Origin of the sequence: Erythrobacter sp. NE805, from assembly GCF_046452355.1 — a bacterium.
Classification (GTDB): domain Bacteria; phylum Pseudomonadota; class Alphaproteobacteria; order Sphingomonadales; family Sphingomonadaceae; genus Erythrobacter.
In genome coordinates, this window is the sequence record NZ_JBKFDI010000002.1 from 470,224 (window position 1) to 492,915 (window position 22,692).

At 71.2% G+C, this 22,692-nt stretch carries 23 protein-coding genes; 10 read left to right on the top strand and 13 right to left on the bottom strand.

Going from position 1 to position 22,692, the window contains the following annotated elements:
• Positions 1-110 precede the first annotated feature (110 nt).
• The 5 genes from ACLBKU_RS10235 (at position 111) to ACLBKU_RS10255 (ending at position 4,641) form a co-directional block, all read left to right on the top strand.
• Complete coding sequence (locus ACLBKU_RS10235) at positions 111-833, top strand: SDR family NAD(P)-dependent oxidoreductase (protein WP_410179449.1); 723 nt, start codon at positions 111-113, stop codon at positions 831-833.
• Complete coding sequence (gene bla, locus ACLBKU_RS10240; RefSeq protein ID WP_410179450.1) at positions 823-1,728, top strand: subclass B3 metallo-beta-lactamase; 906 nt, start codon at positions 823-825, stop codon at positions 1,726-1,728. Before ACLBKU_RS10235 ends, bla begins: the two co-directional genes overlap by 11 nt.
• On the top strand, positions 1,725-2,654 hold the full coding sequence (locus ACLBKU_RS10245) for a 50S ribosomal protein L11 methyltransferase (protein WP_410179451.1): 930 nt from the start codon (positions 1,725-1,727) through the stop codon (positions 2,652-2,654). Before bla ends, ACLBKU_RS10245 begins: the two co-directional genes overlap by 4 nt.
• Positions 2,606-3,706, top strand: coding sequence for a helix-turn-helix domain-containing protein (locus ACLBKU_RS10250; RefSeq protein WP_410179452.1), 1,101 nt, complete (start codon positions 2,606-2,608; stop codon positions 3,704-3,706). The genes ACLBKU_RS10245 and ACLBKU_RS10250 overlap by 49 nt, the downstream gene beginning before the upstream one ends.
• A 104-nt stretch (positions 3,707-3,810) precedes the next feature.
• Positions 3,811-4,641: a sterol desaturase family protein gene (locus ACLBKU_RS10255; RefSeq protein WP_410179453.1), complete on the top strand. Its 831-nt coding sequence runs from the start codon at positions 3,811-3,813 to the stop codon at positions 4,639-4,641.
• Positions 4,642-4,644: 3 nt separating this feature from the next.
• Here ACLBKU_RS10255 and ACLBKU_RS10260 read toward each other — a convergent pair whose 3' ends face one another.
• From ACLBKU_RS10260 to recN, 7 genes are all read right to left on the bottom strand, one after another.
• Positions 4,645-5,847: an RNA polymerase sigma factor gene (locus ACLBKU_RS10260; RefSeq protein ID WP_410179454.1), complete on the bottom strand. Its 1,203-nt coding sequence runs from the start codon at positions 5,845-5,847 to the stop codon at positions 4,645-4,647.
• A 29-nt stretch (positions 5,848-5,876) separates the two neighbouring features.
• A complete protein-coding gene (locus tag ACLBKU_RS10265; protein ID WP_410179455.1) occupies positions 5,877-6,230 on the bottom strand; it encodes a YciI family protein in 354 nt (117 codons plus the stop codon).
• Positions 6,231-6,321: 91 nt separating this feature from the next.
• Positions 6,322-6,831, bottom strand: coding sequence for a CinA family protein (locus tag ACLBKU_RS10270; RefSeq protein WP_410179456.1), 510 nt, complete (start codon positions 6,829-6,831; stop codon positions 6,322-6,324).
• Positions 6,828-8,987, bottom strand: coding sequence for an NAD-dependent DNA ligase LigA (gene ligA / locus ACLBKU_RS10275; RefSeq protein WP_410179457.1), 2,160 nt, complete (start codon positions 8,985-8,987; stop codon positions 6,828-6,830). The genes ACLBKU_RS10270 and ligA overlap by 4 nt, the downstream gene beginning before the upstream one ends.
• A 14-nt stretch (positions 8,988-9,001) precedes the next feature.
• Positions 9,002-9,175 carry a hypothetical protein gene (locus ACLBKU_RS10280; RefSeq protein WP_410179458.1) on the bottom strand — a complete coding sequence of 58 codons (174 nt, stop codon included), beginning with the start codon at positions 9,173-9,175 and terminating at the stop codon, positions 9,002-9,004.
• A gap of 58 nt (positions 9,176-9,233) precedes the next feature.
• Entirely contained in the window at positions 9,234-10,136 is a 903-nt protein-coding gene (locus ACLBKU_RS10285; protein WP_410179459.1) for an alpha/beta hydrolase family protein, read from the bottom strand.
• A complete protein-coding gene (recN, locus tag ACLBKU_RS10290) occupies positions 10,133-11,800 on the bottom strand; it encodes a DNA repair protein RecN (RefSeq protein WP_410179460.1) in 1,668 nt (555 codons plus the stop codon). Before recN ends, ACLBKU_RS10285 begins: the two co-directional genes overlap by 4 nt.
• A 137-nt stretch (positions 11,801-11,937) precedes the next feature.
• Here recN and ACLBKU_RS10295 point away from each other — a divergent pair, with 137 nt between their 5' ends.
• Together ACLBKU_RS10295 and ACLBKU_RS10300 are read left to right on the top strand one after the other, a co-directional pair.
• The gene (locus ACLBKU_RS10295; RefSeq protein WP_410179461.1) at positions 11,938-12,501 is read left to right on the top strand and encodes an amino acid permease; all 564 of its coding nucleotides are present in this window, start codon (positions 11,938-11,940) and stop codon (positions 12,499-12,501) included.
• Entirely contained in the window at positions 12,501-13,217 is a 717-nt protein-coding gene (locus ACLBKU_RS10300; RefSeq protein WP_410179462.1) for an APC family permease, read from the top strand. Before ACLBKU_RS10295 ends, ACLBKU_RS10300 begins: the two co-directional genes overlap by 1 nt.
• A gap of 8 nt (positions 13,218-13,225) precedes the next feature.
• Here ACLBKU_RS10300 and ACLBKU_RS10305 read toward each other — a convergent pair whose 3' ends face one another.
• From ACLBKU_RS10305 to ACLBKU_RS10320, 4 genes are all read right to left on the bottom strand, one after another.
• Positions 13,226-13,672, bottom strand: a complete 447-nt coding sequence (locus tag ACLBKU_RS10305) for a MarR family winged helix-turn-helix transcriptional regulator (RefSeq protein WP_410179463.1) — start codon at positions 13,670-13,672, stop codon at positions 13,226-13,228.
• Positions 13,665-14,807, bottom strand: a complete 1,143-nt coding sequence (locus ACLBKU_RS10310; RefSeq protein ID WP_410179464.1) for an Acg family FMN-binding oxidoreductase — start codon at positions 14,805-14,807, stop codon at positions 13,665-13,667. Before ACLBKU_RS10310 ends, ACLBKU_RS10305 begins: the two co-directional genes overlap by 8 nt.
• A 72-nt stretch (positions 14,808-14,879) precedes the next feature.
• Positions 14,880-16,625 carry a methyl-accepting chemotaxis protein gene (locus tag ACLBKU_RS10315; protein WP_410179465.1) on the bottom strand — a complete coding sequence of 582 codons (1,746 nt, stop codon included), beginning with the start codon at positions 16,623-16,625 and terminating at the stop codon, positions 14,880-14,882.
• Positions 16,626-16,659: 34 nt separating this feature from the next.
• On the bottom strand, positions 16,660-17,898 hold the full coding sequence (locus ACLBKU_RS10320; protein ID WP_410179466.1) for a carbohydrate porin: 1,239 nt from the start codon (positions 17,896-17,898) through the stop codon (positions 16,660-16,662).
• A 199-nt stretch (positions 17,899-18,097) separates the two neighbouring features.
• Between ACLBKU_RS10320 and ACLBKU_RS10325 the strand changes: the two genes are divergently transcribed.
• Complete coding sequence (locus tag ACLBKU_RS10325; protein ID WP_410179467.1) at positions 18,098-18,508, top strand: winged helix-turn-helix domain-containing protein; 411 nt, start codon at positions 18,098-18,100, stop codon at positions 18,506-18,508.
• Here the strand turns inward: ACLBKU_RS10325 and ACLBKU_RS10330 are convergent.
• On the bottom strand, positions 18,492-20,858 hold the full coding sequence (locus tag ACLBKU_RS10330) for a TonB-dependent receptor (RefSeq protein WP_410179468.1): 2,367 nt from the start codon (positions 20,856-20,858) through the stop codon (positions 18,492-18,494). The two genes, ACLBKU_RS10325 and ACLBKU_RS10330, sit on opposite strands and share 17 nt — an antisense overlap.
• 137 nt (positions 20,859-20,995) lie before the next feature.
• Complete coding sequence (locus tag ACLBKU_RS10335; protein ID WP_410179469.1) at positions 20,996-21,790, bottom strand: outer membrane protein assembly factor BamD; 795 nt, start codon at positions 21,788-21,790, stop codon at positions 20,996-20,998.
• Between the two features lie 292 nt (positions 21,791-22,082).
• Between ACLBKU_RS10335 and ACLBKU_RS10340 the strand changes: the two genes are divergently transcribed.
• Both ACLBKU_RS10340 and ACLBKU_RS10345 read left to right on the top strand, forming a co-directional pair.
• Positions 22,083-22,256, top strand: a complete 174-nt coding sequence (locus tag ACLBKU_RS10340; RefSeq protein WP_410179470.1) for a Flp family type IVb pilin — start codon at positions 22,083-22,085, stop codon at positions 22,254-22,256.
• A 91-nt stretch (positions 22,257-22,347) separates the two neighbouring features.
• Entirely contained in the window at positions 22,348-22,671 is a 324-nt protein-coding gene (locus ACLBKU_RS10345) for a hypothetical protein (protein ID WP_410179471.1), read from the top strand.
• Positions 22,672-22,692 lie beyond the last annotated feature (21 nt).

Consider the following 22,692-nt stretch of genomic DNA (forward strand, 5'->3'; position numbering starts at 1 on the left):
GGTGATCCCGGATTGTCCCTCTTTTCGGCCCCATCCCTTAGCGCCTGCCCCGCGCGAGGCAAGAGCGCGAGCGGTGGACATGGCTTGCAAAGTTTCGGATAGGCGATTGCATGGGACACATTCTCGTAACCGGATCAAGCCGCGGAATTGGCAGGGCCGCAGTGGAGGCGCTCGCCGCGCGCGGGGCGAAGGTGATCGGCCATGCCTCGCGCGCGGTGCCGGGCGAGGCGGGCGTGCCGATCATCGCCGCCGATTTCGGCGACCCGCTCTCGGTCGAGGCGCTGTGGGACGAGGCGATGGACCTCGCCAACGGCGCGATCGACGTCGTCGTCAACAACGCCGGGCGCTTCGAGGCGAACCGGCTCGAGCGCTCGGACATCGAGTGGCTCGACGCCTGGGAGGATACCCTGCGGGTCAACCTCACCAGCGCCGCGCAGCTCTCGCGCTTCGCGGTGCTGCACTGGCAGGAGCGGGGGTTCGGGGGGCGGCTGGTGCACGTCGCGAGCCGCGCCGCCTATCGCGGCGACAGCCCCGCACACTGGCATTATGCGGCCGCCAAGAGCGGGATGGTCGGCATGCACAAGACCATCGCGCGGGCCTACGCGAAGGACGGCATCCTGAGCTTCGCCGTCACCCCCGGCTTCACCGACACAAGCATGGCAGGCGACTACCTCGCGAGCCGCGGTGGGCCGGGGCTGCTGGCGGACATCCCCCTCGGCCGCGTCGCCACCCCGGACGAGATCGCAAGCATCATCGCCTTCTGCGCCCTCGATGCGCCCCCCAGCATGACCGGCGCGGTGATCGACGCCAATGGAGCGAGCTTTGTCCGCTAGATTTCTTGCCGCGACGCTGCTCGCCCTGCCGCTGTTGGGTGCGAAGGAGCCGCCCAAGCCCGCCACCGATAATGGCCAAGCGGCATGGGCCGAGGCCTGCAAGGGCAAGGACGGCTGGGACACCCCCGGCCCGCCGTTCCGCATCCACGGCGACACCTGGTACGTCGGCACCTGCGGGATCAGCGCGCTGCTGATCAAGGGCGGGCAGCAGCATGTCCTGATCGATACGGGCACTGAGGAAGGTGCCCGCCTCGTGCTTGCCAATATCCGCAAGCTGGGCGTCGATCCGTTCGACATCGCCTCTATCACCCACAGCCATGAACACTTCGATCACGTCGGTGGGCTCGGCTATCTTGCCGATCTGACCGGCGCCGAGGTGGTCACATCCTACCCTGCCGAGGGAGTGATCAGCACCGGCGAGGCGGACCCTGCCGATCCGCAATTCGGGATGCACGAGCCGATGGAGCCCGCGAATGTGCAACTGCGCGTCGCGAACGGCGAGACAATCCAGACGCTGTTCAAGGGGCAGATCGAACACACCCTTACTGCCATTTCGACCCCCGGCCACACGCCCGGCGCGCTCACGTGGACATGGCAAAGCTGCGAGGGCTCGGACTGCAAGACCATCGTCTATGCCGACAGCCTCAATCCGATCAGCAGCGACACCTACCGCTTCTCCGACCACCCCGAATATGTCGCAGCGTTCCGCGCGGGGCTGGCGAAGCTGCGCGCGCTCAAGTGCGACATTCTCATCACCCCCCACCCCGCGGCGAGCGACATGTACGCCCGCGCGGCCACCGGCTCGATGCTCGGCGGCATGACCTGCGCCCAATATGCCGACGCCAAGACCAAGGCCTTGGACGAACGCCTCGCCAAGGAAGCCGCATTCAAGTGACCACCACCTGGAAGCTCACTGCCCACGCCCCCAAGCCCGTCGTCCAGGCGGCGCTGCTCGCGCATGACCTCGTCGACGACTGGGACCACGAACTCGTCATCGCGGGCCGCGAGGAGGCCGAGGACCGGCCCGAGGACTGGGTGCTCGAGGGCTGGTATCCGCGCAAGCCCGGCAAGGCCGAGAAGGCCGCGCTCGCGGGGCTGTTCGAGGGGGATGCTCCTCCCATCAGCGTCGAGGAACTCGCCCCGCAAGACTGGGTCACCCTCAGCCAGCACAACGCACCCCCGATCCGCGCGGGACGCTTCCATGTCCACACCCCCGACTACCCCGCCGACCCCGACCTGATCGACTTCACCATCCCCGCCTCGCAGGCCTTCGGCACCGGCCAGCACAAGACCACCGCCGGGTGCCTCGAGATGCTCGGCGCGATGAAGGCGAGCGGCGTGGTCGCGCGCAACGTCGCCGACATCGGCACCGGCACCGGCCTCCTCGGCTTCGCCGCCCTCGCCCTGTGGCCGCGCGCTTCGATCACCCTCACCGACATCGACCCGGTCTGCACCGGCGTGGTCGAGGAGAACGCGCGGCTCAACGGCGTCCCGATGGGCGGCGGCGCGGGCGAGGCGGTGATGATCGTCGCCGACGGGATGAACGATCCCCTCCTGCAATTGCGCGGGCCCTACGACCTCCTCATCGCCAACATCCTCGCCGGACCCCTCGTGAGCCTCGCGCCCGACTTCGCGAAAGCCGTGAGCCCGGGCGGCAATCTCCTCCTCGCCGGGCTGCTGGCGGGCGAGCAGGAGGCGGCGGTCAAGCGCGCGATGCATCTCGCCGGCTTCCGCATGGCCGCCCGCCTCCAGCGCGGCGACTGGGCGATCCTGTGGCTGCGGCGCCGCACCGCGAGGGGAGCCGCGCGCCGCCAGCGATGATCGAGCGGATCGACATCGCGGTGCGGCTGCTCGCCTGCGGCGCGAGCCTGCTGCTCATCGTCCTGCTGCTCACCGGCGACGTGCGGCGCGGATTGAAGCTCCCGCTCGCGGGCCTGCTGGTCGGCTCGATCGGCTATCTGCTCAACTCCTCGAGCGCGATCCTCGGCGCACGCCTGCCGCTGCCGGTGAACGACTTCCTGTCGATCTTCACGCCCTACTTCACCTGGCTTTTCGCGATGCGCGTCTTCGAGCGCGAGCCCCCGCGGCTGGCTTTGCTCGGCATCCCCGCCCTCCTCGCCGCCGCCTGGCTGGTGGCGATCATCGTCCTGCCGGGGATGAATGTCGGCTTCTACGTCATCCACGTCGTCGGCCTGCTGCTCGTCGCCGACCTGTTCCGCGTCGCCCTGCTCGAGCGCGAGGACGACCTCGTCGAGCAGCGCCGCGTCTTCCGCCTCTGGCTGCCGCTGCTGGTCGCGGGGCAGACCGGCGGCATCCTCGCCTGGGAGCTCGTCACTGGGCGCGGCAGCAACACCGCCGCCGACCCGACGGTGAGCCTCGTCAACGCGGTCCTGATCCTCGCGCTCACCCTGTTCGCGGGCAAGACCCTGCTGCGCACCGAGCCCGAACTGCTGGTGAGGAGCGCCGACGCCGCTCCCGCCGAAGCCGAAGGCGAGGCGCTCCCTCTCGCGACTCTCAGCCCCAGCGAAATAGTGCTCAAGGATAAGCTCGAAGCCGCGATGGCGGCAGGCTTCTACCGCACCCCCGGCCTCGGCATCGCGGGGCTCGCGGCGCATCTCGGCGCGCCCGAGCACCGCCTGCGCGCGCTCATCAACCAGCGCCTCGGGCACCGCAACTTCTCGGCCTTCCTCAACCGCTACCGCATCGACGAGGCGCGCGCGGTGCTCGCCGACCGCGCCCGGGTCGACCTGCCGGTGCTGACCATCGCACTCGACCTCGGCTACACGAGCCTGCCGACCTTCAACCGCGCCTTCCGCAGCCAGACCGGCAGCACGCCGACCGACTACCGCCGCGCGATGATCGGTCAGAACTGAAAAAAGCGCTGCGATTTCGAATCCGACCGGCATTCTTCGCCGCTGCGGAGACGGTCAAGCGAGCCACGTGCAAGACGGCGCCATCAACGCTATGGAGTTTATCGATGTCCGCCGCCCCGCACGATCCCACCGTCCTCGACCTGGTCACCCGGCACATGGCCAACGCCATGTATTTCGACCTCGGCCGCTATTTCATCGCCGCCGGTTTCATGACGCTCGTGCTGTGGGCGGGCGGGCGCTGGCTGGGGATCTACCGCATCCAGCAGGGGCGCCGCGCGAGCCCTGCCGACTACCGCCGCGAAGTGCTCTCCTCGCTGCGCACCGCGGTGGTGTTCGGGGTGACGACGCTGAGCACGCTTGCGATGAAGCAGGTGGGCCTCGTGCGCTTCTCGCTCGGCGAATTCACCTGGGTTGAGCTGGCGTTGCAGACTGTCGCGATCATCCTCGCGCACGATGCCTATTTCTACTGGATGCACCGCGCGATCCACCACAAGCGGCTGTTCCGCGCCTGGCACATGCACCACCACAAGTCGCGCACGCCGACGCCCTGGGCGGCCTACAGCTTCTCGGCATGGGAGGGCGTGTCCGAGGCGGCCTTCGTGCCGCTCTACCTGCTCCTCGCGACCTCGCTCGGGGTCGAGTATGTCGGCTGGGCGATGCTCGCCTTCCTGTGGCACATGATCTTCCGCAACGTGATCGGGCATTGCGGGGTCGAGATCTACCCGGCGGGCTGGGTCGACAGCCGCTGGACCGGGTGGTGGAACACCGTCACCCACCACGACCTCCACCACTCGGCGGGCACCTGGAACTTCGGGCTCTACTTCACCTGGTGGGACCGCTGGATGGGCACCGAGCACCCCAAGTACCGCGAGACCTTCCGCGCGGTGAAGGCGCGGGTGCGCGAACCGGAACTGACGCCCGAGCCCGCCGAGTAGGCCTCAGCCGAGGGCTGCGCGCCGCGCCTCGAGCCACAGCCGCTCGGCGCGCGGCGGGCCGAGCGCGAGCGCTTCGTCGAGCGCCGCGCGCGCCTCCGTGTCCCGCCCGCTGCGCGCCAGCAGCTCGGCGCGCGTGGCATGGAACGGGCGCGCCAGCGCGAGCCGCTCGGCCGGGAGCGCCGCGAGCGCGGCCAGCCCTGCCTCGGCCCCCTCGACCTGCGCCAGCGCGAGGGCGCGCGAAAGCGCGACCATCGGACCGGGGCGCAGCGCAAGCAGCACGTCGTAGAGCCGCAGCACCGCGCGCCAGTCCGTCGCCTGGTCGAAGGCGCGCCGCGCATGGGTGAGCTGGATCGCCGCCATCACCTGATACGGCCCCGAGCGCCCCGCCTCGGCGGCCCGGTCCATCAAGCCCCGCGCTCGTTCGATCCGCGCAAAGTCCCACAGGCGCACGTCCTGCCGGGATAGCGGCACCATCGCTCCCGCGCCGTCGACCCGCGCGGCCGCGCGCGAGCGGGCGAGCAGCACCAGCGCGGCGAGCCCCAGCGCCTCGGGCTCCTCGGGCAGCAGCTCGGCGACCAGCAGCGCGAGCCGCTCGACCTCGGCGCCGAGGTCGTCCTCAAGCTCCGCTGACAGCTCGCCCCCCGCATCGGCATAGGCGGCGGTGAAGGCGAGTTCGAGCGCGAGCAGCACCGCCCCCAGCCGCTCGGGCCACTCGCGCCGCGGCGGCAGTTCGAAGGCGATCCCCGCCTCGCGCACCTTGGCCTTGGCGCGGGTGATGCGCTGGAACATCGCGGGCTCGCTGACGAGGAAGAGCTGCGCGATGCGGTTGACCGGCAGCCCGCAGATCACCTTCAATGCGAGCGCCGCGCGCACCTCCGGCCCGAGCGCGGGGTGGCAGCAGATGAACAACAGCCGCAGCCGCTCGTCAGGGATCGGGTCGGGGAGCGTCAGGATCTCGGCCATGTCGGTGACCTCCGCGGACGCGAGGATGCCGAGCGCCTCGGAGCTGCGCACCTCGGCGGCCGCCTTGCGCAGGGCATCGAGCGCACGGCGCCGGGCCGCGACGAACAGCCATGCGGCGACGTCGCGCGGTGGCTCGGCCAGCGCGACGCAGCGCGCGGCGGCCTCGGCGAAGGCCTCCTCCGCCGCATCGAGATCGCGCAATTGCGCGGCAAGCGCGGCCACCACCCGGGGCCGCGCCGCCATGATCGCGGACGCGCGCTTCGCCTCCAGGCTCAGCCTTCCCTCTGCCAGACCGGGCGCACCTCGACCGCGCCCTTGGGCACCGGGATGCGCCTGGCCCAGGCGAGCGCCTCGTCGAGGCTGGCGACGTCGATGACGTAGAACCCGCCGAGCTCCTCGTGGGTCTCGGCGAAGGGGCCGTCGTGGAGCGTCACGGTGCCGTTGTCGCTGCGCACGGTGGTCGCGGTCGCGGCGGGCTTGAGGCGCTCGCCCGAGAAGGGCACGCCGGCGGCGACGAGGTCCTCGGCGAGCTTCATGTGCCCGGCGAGCGTCGCCTCGATCAGCGCGGCGCCGTCGGGGCCGGCATAGGGGCTGCCGTCTTCGTGGATCATCAGGATGTATTGCATGTCACGTCCTCCCATCAGGGCCGCGCCGGAATGGCGAGGCTCTGACACGGAGACGCGCCTGCCAAGCCGGATTCGACAGGCTCGCAGAAGATTATTCGCGCACCCCCGCCGCGTCGAGCGCGTCCCTGAACGCCGTGAGCGCATTGCGGGTGAAGGCTTCCATGTTGAGGATGCGGTCATCCGACCCGGTTTCGATGACGCGGGTTACGCTCATGCCGCCGGGCGCCACGATCGCCGCCACCGAGCGACCCGCGGGTGCGCCGCTCGGGTGATTGGAACCGCCCACCGAACCGCTCTCCGCCAGCCCCCAATCCGCCCCGAAATTGTCGCGGATCGCGCGGGCCTGAAGGAGCGCGTAATCCTCGCTCGCCCCGCGCATCCCCCTGTAGGCCTCGCGCGGCAGGGCGAAGAGCACGTCGCGCGCGCGGAGCGAGTAGACCACCCCGCCGCCCACGAAGAAGTCGAGCGCCCCGGGGACGGTGAGCAGGCTCGCCGCGATCAGGCCTCCCGTGGCGCCGTCGGCGACCGCGACCTTCTCGCCGCGCGCGCGCAAGCGACTTGCGATCTGCGAGGCGAGATGATGGAAGGCGTCGAAGTTCACGCGCCGCCCCCCAGCGCCTCGGCGACGATCGCCGCCCAGCCGGCCTCGTCGGTCACCTCGATGCCGAGCTCGGCCGCCTTCTTGAGCTTCGAGCCCGCCCCCGGCCCCGCCACCAGCAGGTCGGTCTTGGCGCTGACCGAGCCCGCCGCCTTGGCGCCGAGCCGCTCGGCCTGCGCCTTGGCCTCGTCGCGGCTCATCGTCTCGAGCTTGCCGGTGAACACCACCGTCTTGCCCGCGACCCGGCTGGCGAGCGTCCTGACCTCGTAGCGCGGCGGGCTGACCTCGGAGAGCAGGTCCTCCCAGACGGCGACATTGTGCGGCTCGTGGAAGAAGTCCCCGAGCGCCTCGACCACCGAGGGGCCGATGCCGTCGATGGCGGTGAGTTCGCCCGCCGCCTCGAGGTCGCCCGCCCGGGCGCGGTGGGCTGTCGCGCGCAGGACCGGAAGCTCGTGAAAATGCTTCATCAGGTCGCGCGCGGTCACCTCGCCGACATGGCGGATGCCGAGCGCGAAGAGCAGCCGCGCGGCGTCGGGCGTGCGCTTGGCCTCGATCGCGGCGAGGAGGTTGTCGACCGACTTCTCCTGCCAGCCCTCGAGCGCGAGGATCTCCGCGCGGCGCTTTCGCAGGCGGTAGATGTCGGCGGGGCTCTCGAGCCAGCCCAAGGCGAAGAACTGCGCGATGGTCTTCTCGCCCAGCCCCTCAATGTCGAGCGCCCGCCTGCTGACGAAGTGCTCGAGCCGCTGGGTGCGCTGCGCCGGGCAGATCAGGCCGCCGGTGCAGCGCACGTCGACCTCGCCCTCTTCGGCGACCGCCTCGGACTGACACTCGGGGCAATGGTCGGGGAAGACGAAGGGCACGCGCGGCTCGTCGCGGGTGAGGTTCTCCACCACCTGCGGGATCACGTCGCCGGCGCGCTGGATCACCACGCGGTCCCCGACGCGCAGGCCGAGCCGGGCGATCTCGTCGCGGTTGTGGAGCGTCACGTTGGTGACCGTGACCCCGCCGACCAGCACCGGGGCGAGCCGCCCGACGGGGGTGAGCTTGCCGGTGCGGCCGACCTGGATGTCGATGCCCTGCACCACCGTCTCGGCGCGCTCCGCCGGGAACTTGTGCGCGAGCGCCCAGCGCGGGGCCTTGGCGACAAAGCCGAGGCGCTCCTGCCAGTCGAGCCGGTCGAGCTTGTAGACGACGCCGTCGATGTCGTAGGGCAGCGCGGGCCGCGCGGCGCCGATCGCGTCGAAATGGGCGATGAGGTCGTCGGCCCCGCCCTCGATGCGGGTGAACAGCGGCGAGACCGGGAAGCCCCACGCGCGCAGGGCCTCCACCACCTCGGTCTGGGTCGCCCCCGGCACCTCCGAGGCCGCCCCCCAGCCGTGCGCCCAGAACCGCAAGGGACGCTTCGCCGTAACGTTCGCATCCTTCTGCCGCAGCGAGCCCGCCGCGGCGTTGCGGGGGTTGGCGAAGATCTTGCCCCCCGCCTCATGCTGCGCAGCATTGAGTGCGGTAAAGGCCTGTTTTTCCATATAGACCTCGCCGCGCACCTCGAAGATCGCGGGGATCTCACCCTCCCGCTCGCGGGAGGGGGTCGGGGGGTGGGAACTCCCGTTGTCAGCCCCACCCCCAGCCCCTCCCGCAAGCGGGAGGGGAGTGAGAACTTTCGGAATGTCGTCGATGAACTGCACATTCGCCGTCACGTCCTCGCCGACCTGCCCGTCGCCGCGGGTGGCAGCCCGCACCAGCACCCCGTTCTCGTAGCGCAAGCTGCACGAAAGGCCGTCGATCTTGTCCTCGGCGGTGATCGCCAGCGGCTCGCCCTCCGGCAGATTGAGGAAGCGCCGCATCCGCGCGAGCCACTCGGCGACCTCCTCGGGCGAGAAGGCGTTGTCGAGGCTCATCATCCGGACCTCGTGGCGAACCTTGCCGAGCGGCGAGGCCGCGACCTGGTGACCGACCTTGCGCGAGGGCGAATCCGGACGGACGAGGTGCGGGAAGGCCGCCTCGATCGCGGCATTGCGGCGCACCAGCGCATCATATTCGGCGTCGCTGATCTCGGGCGAATCCTCGGCGTGGTAGAGGCGGTCGTGCCGGGCGATCTCGCGCGCGAGGCGCATCAGCGTGTTGGCGGCCTCGGCCTCGGTCATTGCTTCGCTGCTCATGGTGCCCGCTCTATTCAGCGCCCCCGCGTGATGTCCAGCAGCACCGGGCCGATCGCGGCGAAATCCGCCGTGCCGGGGACGAGCATGGTGACGTGGTCGGCGCGCGCGGCCTCGCCGACCGGCGCGGCGGGCGCGCAGGCGGCGAGCAGCAGCGCGGCGTTGACGGCGGCCGGAATCAGTCGCGTCATGAACCTCTCTCCCCTCGTCGCCCCGCAGCTTAGCGCCGCGGCGGCGGGGGGCAACGGATCATTGGCCACCTTCGAGCACCGCGAGCATCGCCGGCTCGTTCGCGGCGTAAACGGGGTCGCCGGGGGTGATGATCGCGAAGTGGCTGGCTCCGGGGTTCTCGCGCACGGTGACCCGCGCCGCGCCCGTCGCGAGCGCGGCCTGCGTCGCCGCCGAGGGCACGGGGAGCTTCGCCTGCACGAACAGCAATTCGGCGAGGCGCGGCGCGATCGTCGCAGGCGAGATCGCCGCATAGCGCTCGGGGAAGCGCTGCGGCTCCCCGCCCATGAAGGGATCGACCGCGCTGAACTGGCAAAGGGCGTCGAAGCCGACGCGCTCCGCACCGACGTCGCCCGGCCCGTCGAGCACGATGCTCGCGCGCACTCGGGTCGCCGCGCGCGCGCCGAGCGGGCCGTCGGGACCGTCGCCGCGCGCCAGCCACTGCGCCGGCAGCGCGCCCGCCGAATGGCCGACCAGCGTGACCCGCGCGCGGTCGATCGGATGGCGTTTCGCCACATCCTCGACCAGCGCCGCCGAAGCCGCCCAGTCGGCGAAGGAGCCCGGCCAGCCCCCGCCGTCGCCGACCTCGCGGTAGTCGACGTTGAGCGTCGCGATGCCCTGCTCCTGCCAGCGCGTCGCGAGCGGGGCCATGTAGGCCTGCGAGGCGATCCCGGTCTTCCAGCACCCGCCATGATAGATCACCGCCAGCGGGAAGGGGCCCTTGCCCGGGGGAAGGCGCAGCTCCGCGAAGCCGCGCGGGTGGTCGGCATAGCGCAGGATCGCATCGGGCTTCGAGGGCGCGAGGTGGGCGTCGGTGCCGTAGGCGGCGTGGTTGGGCTGGACGGACGTCACGGCTCTCTCCGGCGCGGGCGTGGCGGGGGTGCAGGCGGCGAGGAGGAGGGGCAGGATGAGGTGCTGCCTCACACCCCCTCCAGCAGCCGCTCGGCCTGCGCCCGGGCCTCAGGCGTCACCTCGGCGCCGGAGAGCATCCGGGCGATCTCCTCCTGGCGGCCAGCGGCGTCGAGCAGGACCACGCTGGTCCGCGTCACCGTGCCGCTCGAGGCCTTGGCGATGAGGTAGTGCTGCCCCCCGCGCGCGGCCACCTGCGGGGAGTGGGTGACCGCCAGCAATTGCCCCTCGTCCGCGGCGAGCCGGGCGAGGCGCTCGCCGATCGCGGAGGCCACCGCGCCGCCGACGCCGCGGTCGATCTCGTCGAAGATGATCGTCGCCGCCCCGCCCTTCTCCGCCAGCGCGACCTTCAACGCTAGGATGAAGCGCGACAGCTCGCCGCCGCTCGCAATCTTGGCGAGCGGGGCGAAGTCGGCGCCGGGATTGGTCGCAATCAGGAACTCGACCGCGTCCATGCCCGCGGCATTCCAGCGCTCTTCGGGGAGCGGGGTGATGCTGGTGCGGAACCGCGCGGCGTCGAGCTTCAGGGGCGCGAGCTCCGCGGCCACCGCCGCGTCGAGCCGCCCCGCCCCCGCCACGCGCGCGGCGTGAGCCTTCTCCGCGGCGGCGACATAGGCCTTGCGCGCCTCCTTGGCGGCGGCCTCCAGCGCGTCGAGCTGCGCCTCCCCGCCCTCGATCGCGTCGAGCCGGGCGCGCATCGAGCGCGCGAGATCGGGGAGATCGTCGACCTCGCAGCGGTGCTTCCTCGCCGCGGCGCGCAGCTCGAACAGCCGCGTCTCGGCGCGTTCGAGCGCCATGGGATCATGGACCAGCGCCTCGGCGGCCTCACGCAGCTTGTCCTCGGCCTCGCTCGCCTCGATCACCGCGCGGTCGAGCGCGGCCAAGGCTTCGGCGAGGAGCGGGTGCTGCTCGGCGATCCGGTCGAGCCGCCGCGCGGCGACGCGCAAGCTCGCGAGGGGCGAATCCGAGCCCTCCCAGAGGTGGCGCAGGTCCTCGAGGTCGCCCGAGAGCTTTTCGCCCTTCTGCATGTCCGCCCGGGCGAGCGCGAGCCGCGCCTCCTCGCCCGCCTGGGGTTCGAGCGCGGAAAGCTCGGCGAGGTGCGCGATCAACAGGTCCTGGTCGGCCTTGGCCTGCTCGACCGCGGCGCGCGCCTCGGCGAGCTGCGCCTCGCTGCGCGCCCATTGCGCAAAGGCGCGCTCCAGGCCCGCGATGTCGGTCCCCGCATAGCGGTCGAGCAGCTGGCGGTGGCCGCGCGGGTTGACGAGCCCGCGGTCGTCGTGCTGGCCGTGGAGCTCGACGAGCGCGGGCGCGAGTTCGCGCAGCAGGGCGACGCTCGCGGGCTGGTCGTTGATGAAGGCTTTCGAGCCCCCGTCGGCGCGCACCTGGCGGCGGATCATCAGCGGCTCGCCGGCCTCGATCGCGATCTCGGCATCGTCGAGCGCCGCGGCGATCACCGGCGGGAGCTGCGCGAAGTCGAAGCTGGCGGTGACGCTCGCCTTGTCCTCGCCGGCGCGCACCAGCGAGGTCTCGGCGCGGTCCCCGAGCACCAGGCCGAGCGCGTCGAGAAGGATCGACTTGCCCGCACCCGTCTCGCCGGTCAGCACGCCGAGCCCGCGCGCGAAGTCGAGGTCGAGCGCTTCAATGAGGACGATGTTGCGGATCGAGAGGCGGGTGAGCATGGGCGTGCGCAGGGATAGCGCAGGCGCGCCCGCGCGTCACCCGCGCACTTGGCCCAATCCCCAAGCGGGCCGCCCCTCACCTTCCTTGTGCGGTGAAGCGATGCTAGCCCGGCTGCGGGGAATTGGGGGACATCATCATGCAGAGAGCATTCGGGCCGTGGACCGCCACCGCGATGGTCGTGGGGACGATGATCGGGGCCGGCATTTTCGTCATGCCCGCCTCGCTCGCGCCGTTCGGCTGGACGGCGCTGGCAGCCTGGCTGCTCAGCGGCGTCGGCGTGCTGGCGCTCGGTCAGCTCATCGCCGTCCTGTCGATGCGGTTCCCCGACGAACCCAGTATCCTCACCATCTGCGGTGACATCCTCGGGCTGGGGGCCGGGCGCGTGTTGGCGTGGAGTTACTGGGTGGGGCTGGTCCCCATCTCCGCGGTGCTGTCGACCGTCGCGGCCGAATACCTGCTGTACCTCGTGCCCGGCCCGGTGCCGCAGAGTGCAACGTCGATCATCGCCCTTGCGGTCCTCGCCTCGGTCGGGTGGATCAATTTGGCGGGGATCAGGGGATCGGGGCACTTCCAGGTGATAACGACGATATTGAAGCTCCTGCCTCTCGTGCTGGTGATCGTGATCGTGCTGGTGCTCGCGGTGACCGCGCCCGGCACCTACACGCACTCGTCCGCGAGCCGTTCCGGGCAGACCGGCTGATGCCGGCGATCGGGGCGAGCTTCTTCGCGCTGCTCGGTTTCGAGGCCGCCAGCATGGTCACCCAGCGCGTGCGGGATCCCATGCGCAACGTCACCCGCGCGACGCACTACGGCCTCGCCTTCGTGCTGCTCGTCTACCTGCTTGTGACCATGGGCATCGTGCTCGCGGTTCCGCCGTCGGTACTGACGCGGCAAGGCGCGCCGCTCGCCGCCTTCGCGGCGATCTACGCCGGCGGCTGGGCGGCTTCGGGCATCGCGCTGTTCGCGGCGATCTCGGCGATCGGCGCGCTCAACCCCGGGGTGTTGTTTTTTGGCGAAATTCCCTACGGCCTGGTGCGCGACGGGCAGCTGCCGGCGTGGATGGCGCCCGAGGACGAGCGGGGGATCGGGCGCCGAGCGCTGATCCTCGGCATCACGCTGGGTGCGGTGCTGGTGATCGTCAGTCGTTTCTCGCTCGGCGAACAGGTGCTCGACTTCCTGCTGCGCCTGAGCGCGGCGACCAACATCTTCTTCTACGCCGGGATCTGCCTTGCGGGACTGAAGGCGCGCACCAAACCGATGCTGTGCGTGATCGGCATCGCCTTCAGTGCGGCGGTGCTCTATGGCACGGGGACCGAGGCGGCGCTGCTCGGGCTCGGCTTGATGGTGGTGGGCGTTGCAGTGCACTTCGCGCTCGGCGGGCGCACCACGCCGCTCGGGACCGTGCCGGCCGATTGAGCCGCGCCTCAGCGCGCCGCGTCGAGCACCTTGCGCATTTCCTGGAGCAAGGCCAGCAGCCGTTCCTGATCGACCCCCTCCAGCGCGGGCGCGATCGTTTCGAGCAGCGCGCCGCTCGCCTCCACCGCCCGCGCGCGCGCGGCGCGCCCGGCCTCGGTGATGTAGACCCGCTTGGTGCGCCCGTCGGCGGGATCGGGGACGATGTCCACGAACCCGGCCCGCGCGAGCTTGTCGAGGGTCGCGGTCATGCTCGGGCGGGCGACCTGAAATGCCGCAGCAAGCTCGCTCGGCGTGCGTCCATCGCCAAGCCGGACGAAGTGGTTGAGCACGCCGAACATCGCGTTGTTGAGCGGGCGCGGCATGTGCTGGCGGAAGGCGGTGCTGGCGAGCTGGTCGATGATCCCGATCTCGTTGAAGATGCGGAACGTGACCGGGTCGGGACGCGGATCAGACATCGACGAGCTTGGTCTCCAGTGGCCAGCGCGGGCTCGGATCGACGGCGGGGCCGAACCCGAGGCGCGCGAACATCTGTAGGCCCCTCTCGCCCGCACCGGCAAGCCCGCGCAATTCGCGGTAGCGTTCCTGCATCTCCGGGAATTCCTGCAAGGCCTGGCTCCAGGGATGGACGGCGAGCCCGCGCGCGTTCGCGGCGAGGTTGAGCCGCACCCAGGCGGCGCCGGCGACGAGCTGGTCGGCGCGGGTGTTGCCGGGGGTCGTCAGCCACACCCAGCGCGGCGTGGCGGCGACAAGCGAGCGGTACATGTCGATGCCCGACTGGAAGGCCATGCTGCCGGGGGTGTCGAGGCTCGTCGGCGTGACGATCCCGAGCGCGCCGGCGCCGGTCATGAAGGGGCTGCCGAGGTCGATGCCGTCGGGCTGGGCGACCACCGCCGCATTGCCAATGCGCATCAGGGCGATGCTCTCGCGGCGGGTGGCGGGGGTCGCCTGTTCGGTCTCCCACGCGCCGATGGCGTTGGCCGAGAGCGCCGCGTGGTTCGCCGGGGTCGAGTGCCCGAGGGCGACCCCGGCGGGGAGCGCGGATGCCAGCGCCGCCACCTCGGCATCGGCGACGGGCCGCTCGAGAAACGGCTCCTTGGTCGAGCGCCGGGCGAGCACCGCGCCGAACAGCGGGTCGCGCACCGCCGCGCCCTTCACAAACCGCACCCGGGCGATGCGCCCGCCCGCGAGGCGCGGCTGGTCCTCGCCGTCGGGAAAAGGGGTGATGGTGGCGGTGTAGCCCCGTTCGGCGGCGGCGATGCGCAGCAGTTCGAGCATGCAGCCAAAGCCGATCACGATCTGCCGGTCGAAGGGGTCGGTGGCGGGCAGGCGGCGCGCGAGGTCGCAGGCGACGTCGATGGTGTCGCCACCCACCAGCGTGAAGCGCCACGGCTGGCGGTTGTGCGGATTGGGCGCGAGGATCGCGTAGGAGAGCGCGTCGAGCCGGGGGTCGGCGAAGCCCTTGCCCGCACGCCGCCACGGCCCTGCCGCCTCGGCGAGCGCGGGGGTGGTGAGCGCGCGCCATCCGCCTGCCAGGGTGACGACGGCTGCCGCCCCGCCCGCGACCAGCACCTTGCGCCTGCTGAACTCCATGCCACACTCCTATAGTTAGTTTTCTAACTACTTTTAGTGCGGATTCGGAGAAAAGGCAAGAGGCCGCAGCGGTCAGGCCGCCCAGCTGTCGAGGGTCGCGGTCCCGGCGGGGCTGGAGACGCCCGCCGCATCCTCGATCCGGAACGCCGCCACCAGCGCGCGCAGGTCGCTCGATTGCCGCGCGAGGCTGCTCGCCGCGGCGGTCGCCTGTTCGACCATCGCGGCGTTCTGTTGCGTCGTGCGCCCGATGTCGCTCGCCGCCTCGCTGACCTGCTGGAGGTTGTCCGCCTGCTCCTGCGAGCCCTCGGCGATGGTGCGGACATAGGTGTCGATGCTCGAGAAGGTGGTGGTGATCGAGGAGAAGCTCTCCCCGGTCTTGCCGACCAGCGCGACCCCGCGGCCGACCTGCTCGGCGCTCGCCTTGATGAGCGCGGTGATCTCGTTCGCCGCCTCGGCGCTCTTCTGGGCGAGCGCGCGGACCTCGCCCGCTACAACCGCGAAACCCTTGCCTGCCTCCCCGGCGCGCGCCGCCTCGACGCCCGCGTTGAGCGCGAGCAGGTTGGTCTGGAAGGCGATCCCCTCGATCAGGGTGATGATGTTGCCGACCTCGGCGGAGGAGGCCTCGACCGAGGCCATCGTCTCGACCGCCTGGCGCACCACCTCGCCGCCCTCGACGACCTCGCGGTGCGCCTCGGCGATGACCCGCTGCACCTCCTTCGCATTGCTCGCGGTGCTCTGCACGTTGCGCGCGACATCGCCGAGCGTCGAGGAGGTCTGGTCGACCCGCGCGGCCTGCAACTCGTTGCGCCGGGCAAGGTCGGAGGAGGCGCTGTGGATCTCCTCGGCCCCGGTCGAGACCCCCTCGGCCGCGACCGCGACCTGCTGCATCACCGCGGCAAGCTCGGCGGCGGTGCGGTTGAAGTTCTCGCGCAGGGTCTCGTATTCGGGCGCCCAGCGCGCCTCGAGCCGCCGGGTGAGGTCGCGCGCGGCGAGGTCCTGCAAGCCCCCGGCGAGCGCGGCGACGACCACTTTCTGCTCGGCCTCGGCGGCCTGCTTGGCGAGCGCCACCTCGCGGAACTTCTCCGCCGCGAGCGCGATCGCGCCGATCTCGTCGGGGGCATCGGCGCCCTCGACCGGGCTGGTGTAATCGCCCTCGCCCATCGCCTTGAACCGCTCTCCGAGGGCATAGAGGCGCAGCACCAGCTGCTTCTGGATCTGGCCCATCAGCACCGCGAGCAGCACGAAGGAGACGAGCGCGATGCCGATCAGCAGCCACAGGCTCGAGGCGCGGGTCGCGGCCTTGCGCGCGGTGAGCAGGTCCTCGAAAGCCACGCCGATATCGCCCATCGATTCCTCGAGCCGGTCGAAGCTCTGGTTGAAGCGCGGGAAAAGCCGCTCGGCATCCGAGCGGCCGCGCGCGGCGGCGTCGAGCATCTGGCGGGCGGTGGCGAGGTAGACATCGACATCGCGGTTCGCGGCCTCGAGCTGCTGGTGCAGCGCCGGGTCGACCGCGAGCTTGATGTTCTCGGCCATGATCGAGCGGTAGCTTTTGGCGTAGGAATCGAGGTCGTCGCTCGCCTGCTTCACCACTTCTGGCTGCCCGCTCGCCGCGCCGTAGAGCCCGGCGAAGACCGCGCCGCGCGCCGCGTCGTGCATCATGTCGCCGACCATGTGGTTGCGCAGCATGCTGACGATCACCTCGCCCTCGGCATCGGTGCGGGCGCGCTGCCAGTCGCTCCACGCGGCCGAGAGCGTCTGCATGACGATGAGGGCGATGAAGATCGAACCGATTAGGATCGCGCGCCGTTTGATGGTCATGGGCAGGACAGTCCTTCCGGCGAGCGCACGGGGCTCACCATTCCCGGGAGAAAGCGAAGATGAAGCGCAGGCCGAGGATCACCGCGTCGCGCGTGCCGGCGGCGCGGCCGGGATTGCGCACATATTGGGCGTCGGCCTGGACGGTGAGCCACGGGGCGAGCGTGTCGGCAAGGGTCAGCTCGACGCCGGTCTCGGCGCCGCGCATCGGGTTGCCCGCCTCCGCGTGATTGAGCCGGAACTTGTCCGACAGGAACGCCTGGTTGGCGCCGAACGAGAGCTGGCTGTCGGGCCGCCCGGGGAGCGCGGCGTTGACCAGCACCCCGGCCTGCCACCCGCCGCGATAGGGCGTGGTGTCGCCGTCGGAGACCCCCGCACGCAGGAACAGGCTCGCCTTGCGCGGGGCGTCGGGCTCGGGGCCGGTGACGCCGCCGACCGGCCATTCGAGCAGCAGGTATCCCCCGTGCGCGCGCCGCCGCAGCGGGTCGCCCGCTGCGTCGACGAGGCGGATGTCGTCCTGCCTGCGGGTGTAGGACCAGGCGCCGAGCGCGACCTTGCCCGCCCCGCCGGTCCAGCCACCCTCCCCGATCAGGAGCGCCCCTTCCTTCAGCAGCGGCGCCATCCCGCCGACGTCGCCCAGCACCCCGGCCTCGGCATTGACCAGAGCGAAGGCGGCATAGGTATCGCGCGAGGGCGCGACCCGCACCGCGGCGGTGAGCGCGGTCGAGGGGAAGATCGCCGGGCCGTTGGGCCCGGTCGCGGCGAGCTCCGAGCCGATCCCGAAAGCGGGCGCGATCAGCAGCCCGGCGGCCTCGTTGCTGTAGAATTCCGCATTGAGATCGATGAACCCGGCGCGCAATGTCATTGCCCCCCCGGCGAGCGCCTGCGAAAGGTAGAACTGGTAGAGCTTGACCCGGTTGTCGGGAACTTCCGAGTTGTTGATCCCCTGCAAGGTGCCCGCGAGGTCGTTGGGCCGCTGCCCCGTCCCTGCGATGACTTCCGCGACGAGGCTCCCCCCGCGCCAGCCCGCGGCGGCCTCGAGATCCACCTCGGCGGTGAGCGTCGCGAGATCGACATAGCGCACTCCCGCATCGGCCCCGCGCACCACCGCGACGGCATCGAGGATGTATTCGCCCGACAGCGCGAGCACCGGGCGCGCGCCCTCGGCGGCCTCGGGCTCGCGCTCCTCGGCAAGCGCCGGCTCGGCGCCCAGCAGCGCGGCCGCGAGCATGACGCCCGCGGCAGGTGCCCCTCGCCCGATACCAAGCCGTGCCATGCTGACCCTCGCCAACCCTGCGCGAAAGCGGGCGCGTCGCCCCATGCGACACCCTTCGATCGCACCGATTTCCCACGGGAATTTGAAGATGGTCTGGCGCGTGGCCTCGGGGGAGATGCCTATCTTAAGATATAGCGAAGCAAGGCGGGAGAGCCTCGCGGGCTTGGCCTTCCTCGGCAGCGCGGCTAGGCTCCCGGGAATGGCGCGGCGCTCCCCTCTCAGGCTCAAGATCCAGATCATGTGCGGCGACGAGATCGCGATGGGTCCGGGCAAGGCCGAACTGCTTGAGGCGATCGCCGCGCAGCGCTCGATCTCGGCGGCGGGGCGGGCGATGGGGATGAGCTACCGCCGCGCCTGGCTGCTGGTCGATGCGATGAACCGCTGCTGGCAGGGGCCGCTGGTGGCGACGGTGCCGGGCAACCCCAAGGCGGGCGCGCAGCTCACGGCTCTCGGCGAGCGCGTGCGCGCGGCCTACCGGCGCATGGAGACGGCGGCGGCGGCAGGTGCGGCGCAGGACATGGCCGTGCTCGCCGAGCACCTGCTGGCTGCCCCGCTCGCCCCGAGGGGCCAGGAGGAGCCGGGCGAAAGCGACCTCAGCGCCGCACCCTGAGCGTGAGCCCCAGGGTGCGCGGATCGCTCGGGCTGCCGAGGATCAGCCCCGAATTGCCTGCCTGGATGGTGAGGTTCTGGATATAGTCGGCGTCGAGCAGGTTGCGCGCGAAAAGCGCGACCTCCCAGCCCTTGCCGTCCGCATCCTCGCGCCGGTAGCCGAGGCTCGCATTGGTGAGGTTGTAGCCGTCGATCCAGGTGAAGCGCGACAGCGTCGGATCGCCGAAATAGCCGCTGCGCCAGTTGCTGTCGGCGTGGAGGAACCACGCGCCGCGGCCCGCCGGGATGGCGTAGTCCGCACTCAGCGTCTGCGACCAGCGCGGCAGGCCCGCGAGGCGCCGGCCGGTGAGGTCGCAGGCCGCGGTCGCGGCGGTCTGGCGTTCGAGCGGGCACGGCCCTGCCGGATAATCGGTATAGGTGCCCTGCGCATAGGCGAGCGCGCCGGTCAGCGTCAGGCGGCCGATCCGCAGCCGCGCATCGGCCTCGATCCCCTGCACCCGCACCGCGGGGATGTTCGACAGGTAGCCGCGCAGCGCGACGGTCTGGCTCGAGTCCACCACCGTCGCCTGGAAGTCGGTAACAGTGGTGCGGTAGGCGGCGAGATCGAGGGTGAGGCGCCCGTCCCACGCTTGCGTCTTGAGCCCGGCCTCCCACGTCGTGTTCCGCTCGGGCCGCACCACCGCGGTCGCCGGCACCGGCTGGTTGTTCGCGTCGAGCGGCAGGCCCGACATGTTGATCCCGCCCGATTTGAACCCGCGCGCAAAGCTCGTGTAGACGAGCAGGCGATCGGAGGGCTGCCAGGCGAGGTTGGCGCGGCCCGAAAGGCTCCCGTCCTTGTCACGCGCGGAGTAGCTCTGCGGCCGCAGCACGCCGAGCCGGGCGGCGATCAGTGCGGGGCTGGTCACGGGCGGACCGCCGAAGACGCGCGTGGCGTAGTCCCCCCGCTTGTCCTCGTGGGTGTAGCGCAGGCCCCCGGTAAGGGTGAGGCGCGGGACGAGGCGCCAGTTGACCTCGGCGAAGGTGGCATAGCTGTCGGCGGCAAAACGCGTGCTCCCGGTCTGGCCGTAGCCGTCGAGGAGGTTCGCGGGAACCGGGGTGGCATTGGCGCCGGTCGTCGGCCCGATCAGCCACGGCGCGCCGTAGGGGCCGTAGACCGAGTTGGGCTCCCCGGTCAGCACCTGCCGGAACCAGTACAGTCCCGCGACATAGCTGAACCCGCGCGTGCCGTTCGAGGCGATGCGCAGCTCCTGGCTCCACTGGTCCTGCCGCGAGGGGATGCGCTGGACGAGCTGGATCGGCAGGCCTGTGTAGTCGCGGTCGTTCGCCGCGTCCCAGTTCCAGAACCGCCACGCGCTGATCGAGGTGACCGTTGCACGGCCTAGGTCCCAGTCGGCGGTCGCGGCGATGCCGCCCTCGCTCGTCCTGACGGCAAGCGGCGCGTCGATGTCGGTCAGGCGGTCGTAGGGATCGGTGCTCGGCGGCGCATAGCCCGCCGTCGCCGCGAGCGCCGGATATTGCCGCGCGGCGGGACGCAGGCTGGAGCCGACCCGCAGGAACACCTGCGTGCAGCATTCGCTGTCGAAATTGGCGAAGTCGGCGATCACCCTCAGGCTGACATCGCCAGAGGGCTGCCACAGCACCTGCCCGCGCACCGCCTGCGCGCCGAGGGTGTTCTGGTCCGCGCCGGTCCGCACGTTGCGCAGCACCCCGTCGCGCCGCGTCAGGGTCCCCGAAAGGCGGTAAGCGAGGCTGTCCCCGGCGAGCGGCCCGGTCGCCGCGACCCGCGCCTGCACGAAGCGCCGCTCGCCCGCGCTGAGCTCGACATCGAGCGCCGGGTCGAAGCCGGGCGCGGCCGAGACGATGTTGATCGCGCCTGCCGTGGTGTTCTTGCCGAACAGCGTCCCCTGCGGCCCGCGCAGCACCTCGATCCGGGCGATGTCCGAGAAGTCGAAGGCCGCGGTCGCGGGCCTCGCGTGGTAGACGCCGTCGACATAGTAGCCGACCCCCGGCTCGAGCCCGTCGTTCGCCTGGCTGACCGCGACCACGCTCGAGCCCAGCCCGCGGATCGTGAAGGCGGTGTTGCGCGGGTTCGCCGAGGAGTAGTTGAGCGCCGGGACGAGCACCGCGAGGTCGCGGGTGTTGAGCGTGTAGGACTGCTCCAGCCAGCGCGCATCGATGACCGAGAGCGCTGCGGGCACCTCCTGCGCGGCCTCGGGCCGCTGGCGCGCGGTGACGATGATTGCTCCGAGCGCAGGCCGGTCGGGCTCGGCCTCCCGGCCCTGCGCAACCGCTGCCGACGGCAGGGTTGCAGCAGCGGCGGCGACAAGCCCGGCTGTGGCGATGTTGCGCAAGACGTGTCCCCCCGAGCGGCCCCTCTTCTATATCCAATCATATATAGATCAGCGCCCGAGGCAAGCGCCTGCGCAATGCGGGGGATCGTCCGGTGGGGGATTGCGCGGCGGCCCGCCTGGCGGGCGGGCGGGCGGGCTCAGCTCGCGGTAACGCCCTCGGCGTGCTTGTTCACGAGCTTGAAGGCGCGCTCGTACCACTCGGAGCCGGGATAGTTGGCGCCGAGCACCGCAGCGTATTTCACCGCCTCCTGCGGCACGCCGAGGGCAAGGCTGCTCTCGCACAGCCGGTAGAGCGCCTCGGGCGTGTGGCTGGTGGTGTCGAACTTCTCGACCACGTTGCGGAAGCGCATGTCCGCGGCGAGCCACAGGCCCATGCGCTGGTAATGGCGGCCGATCTCCATCTCCTTGCCCGCGAGGTGGTCGGCGACGAGGTCGAGCTTGAGCCGCGCGTCCGAGGCATATTCGCTCTGCGGGAAGCGGCGGTTGACCTCGCGCAGCGCGGTCTGCGCCTGCTCGGTGATCTTCTGGTCGCGGTTCACGTCGCTGATCTGCTCGTAATAGGAGAGCGCGATCAGGTAGTAGGCGTAAGGCGCGTCCTTGTTGCCGGGGTGGATCGACAGGAAGCGCTGGGCGTTCTGGATCGCCTTGTTGTAGTCGCGCGCGACGTAGTAGCTGAAGGCGCTCATCAGCTGCGCGCGGCGGGCCCAGGGCGAATAGGGGTGCTGGCGCTCGACCTCGTCGAAAAGCGCCGCGGCCTGGAGGGTGTTCCCCCGGTCGAGCCGCCGCCGCGCCTCGGCATAGAGCGATTCGACGTCGCGCGCGACGTAGGCCACGTCCTTGCCGCCCTTGCTGCCCGAGCAGGCCGCGATCGGGGTGACGACGAGAGCGAGGAGCGCCGCGCGCGCGAGCGTGGTGGTGAGCTTCGAGTGCATGGGGCGAGGCTATAGCGAGGCGCGTGCTGAACGCCAAGTGAAGGCTGATGCCCCGTGCGCAAGTCTTCAGGCTTGCGCAGGAGAGGCAGCGGCCTCGGCATGCGGGCGGCGTCAGCCGACCCGTTCGACGTGACGGCGCGGCTTTGCCGCGCCGCGCCACGCCTCCGCCCCCGCCCGCTTCGCGCGCAACTTTCTGCGCGGCCCCTCCCGGACGAGCGCCAACCATCTCTCGATACGCGCCGCCAGGCTTTCGCGGTCACGCTCCACCAACCATCGGAAGGGGAACGAGAAAATGCTCGGGCAACTGACCAGCGACGAGGCCGGGGCGACGGCGATCGAATATGGCCTCATCGCCGCGCTGATCGCGGTCGCGGCGATCATCGCCTTCCAGGCGCTCGGCCTGACGCTCGCGGGCGTCTTCGAGAACATCACCAACGCGATGCAGCCGGGCACCACCGGGGCCTGATCCCCCGCCCCCACGCCCCGACGCCGCCGCGCATTTCCTACCTCGCGGTTTCGTGATCCCTTCGCGGCCCCGCTCGCGAAAGGCCCGCCCCATGACCCGCCGCAAAGACCCCCGCACTGCCGACCTCCCCGCCGCCAAAGGCGAGCTCCCCGCCTTCGCCCCCGTCCCCCGCAAATCCGCGCGCCACGACGGCTGGACCCCGGAGCGCCAGCGCGGCTTCATCGAGGCGCTCGCCGACACGGGCTCGGTCGAGGCCGCCGCCCGGGCCGTCGACATGAGCACCGAGGGTGCCTACCAGCTCCGGCGCCAGCCCGGCGCCGAGGGCTTCCGCGCCGCCTGGCAGGCCGCCCTCGCGCTCGGCGTCCAGCGCATCGAGGACGTCGCGCCCTTTCCGATTTGCGAAGCAAATCGGTAGATTCTTTGGGGACCGGGCGCT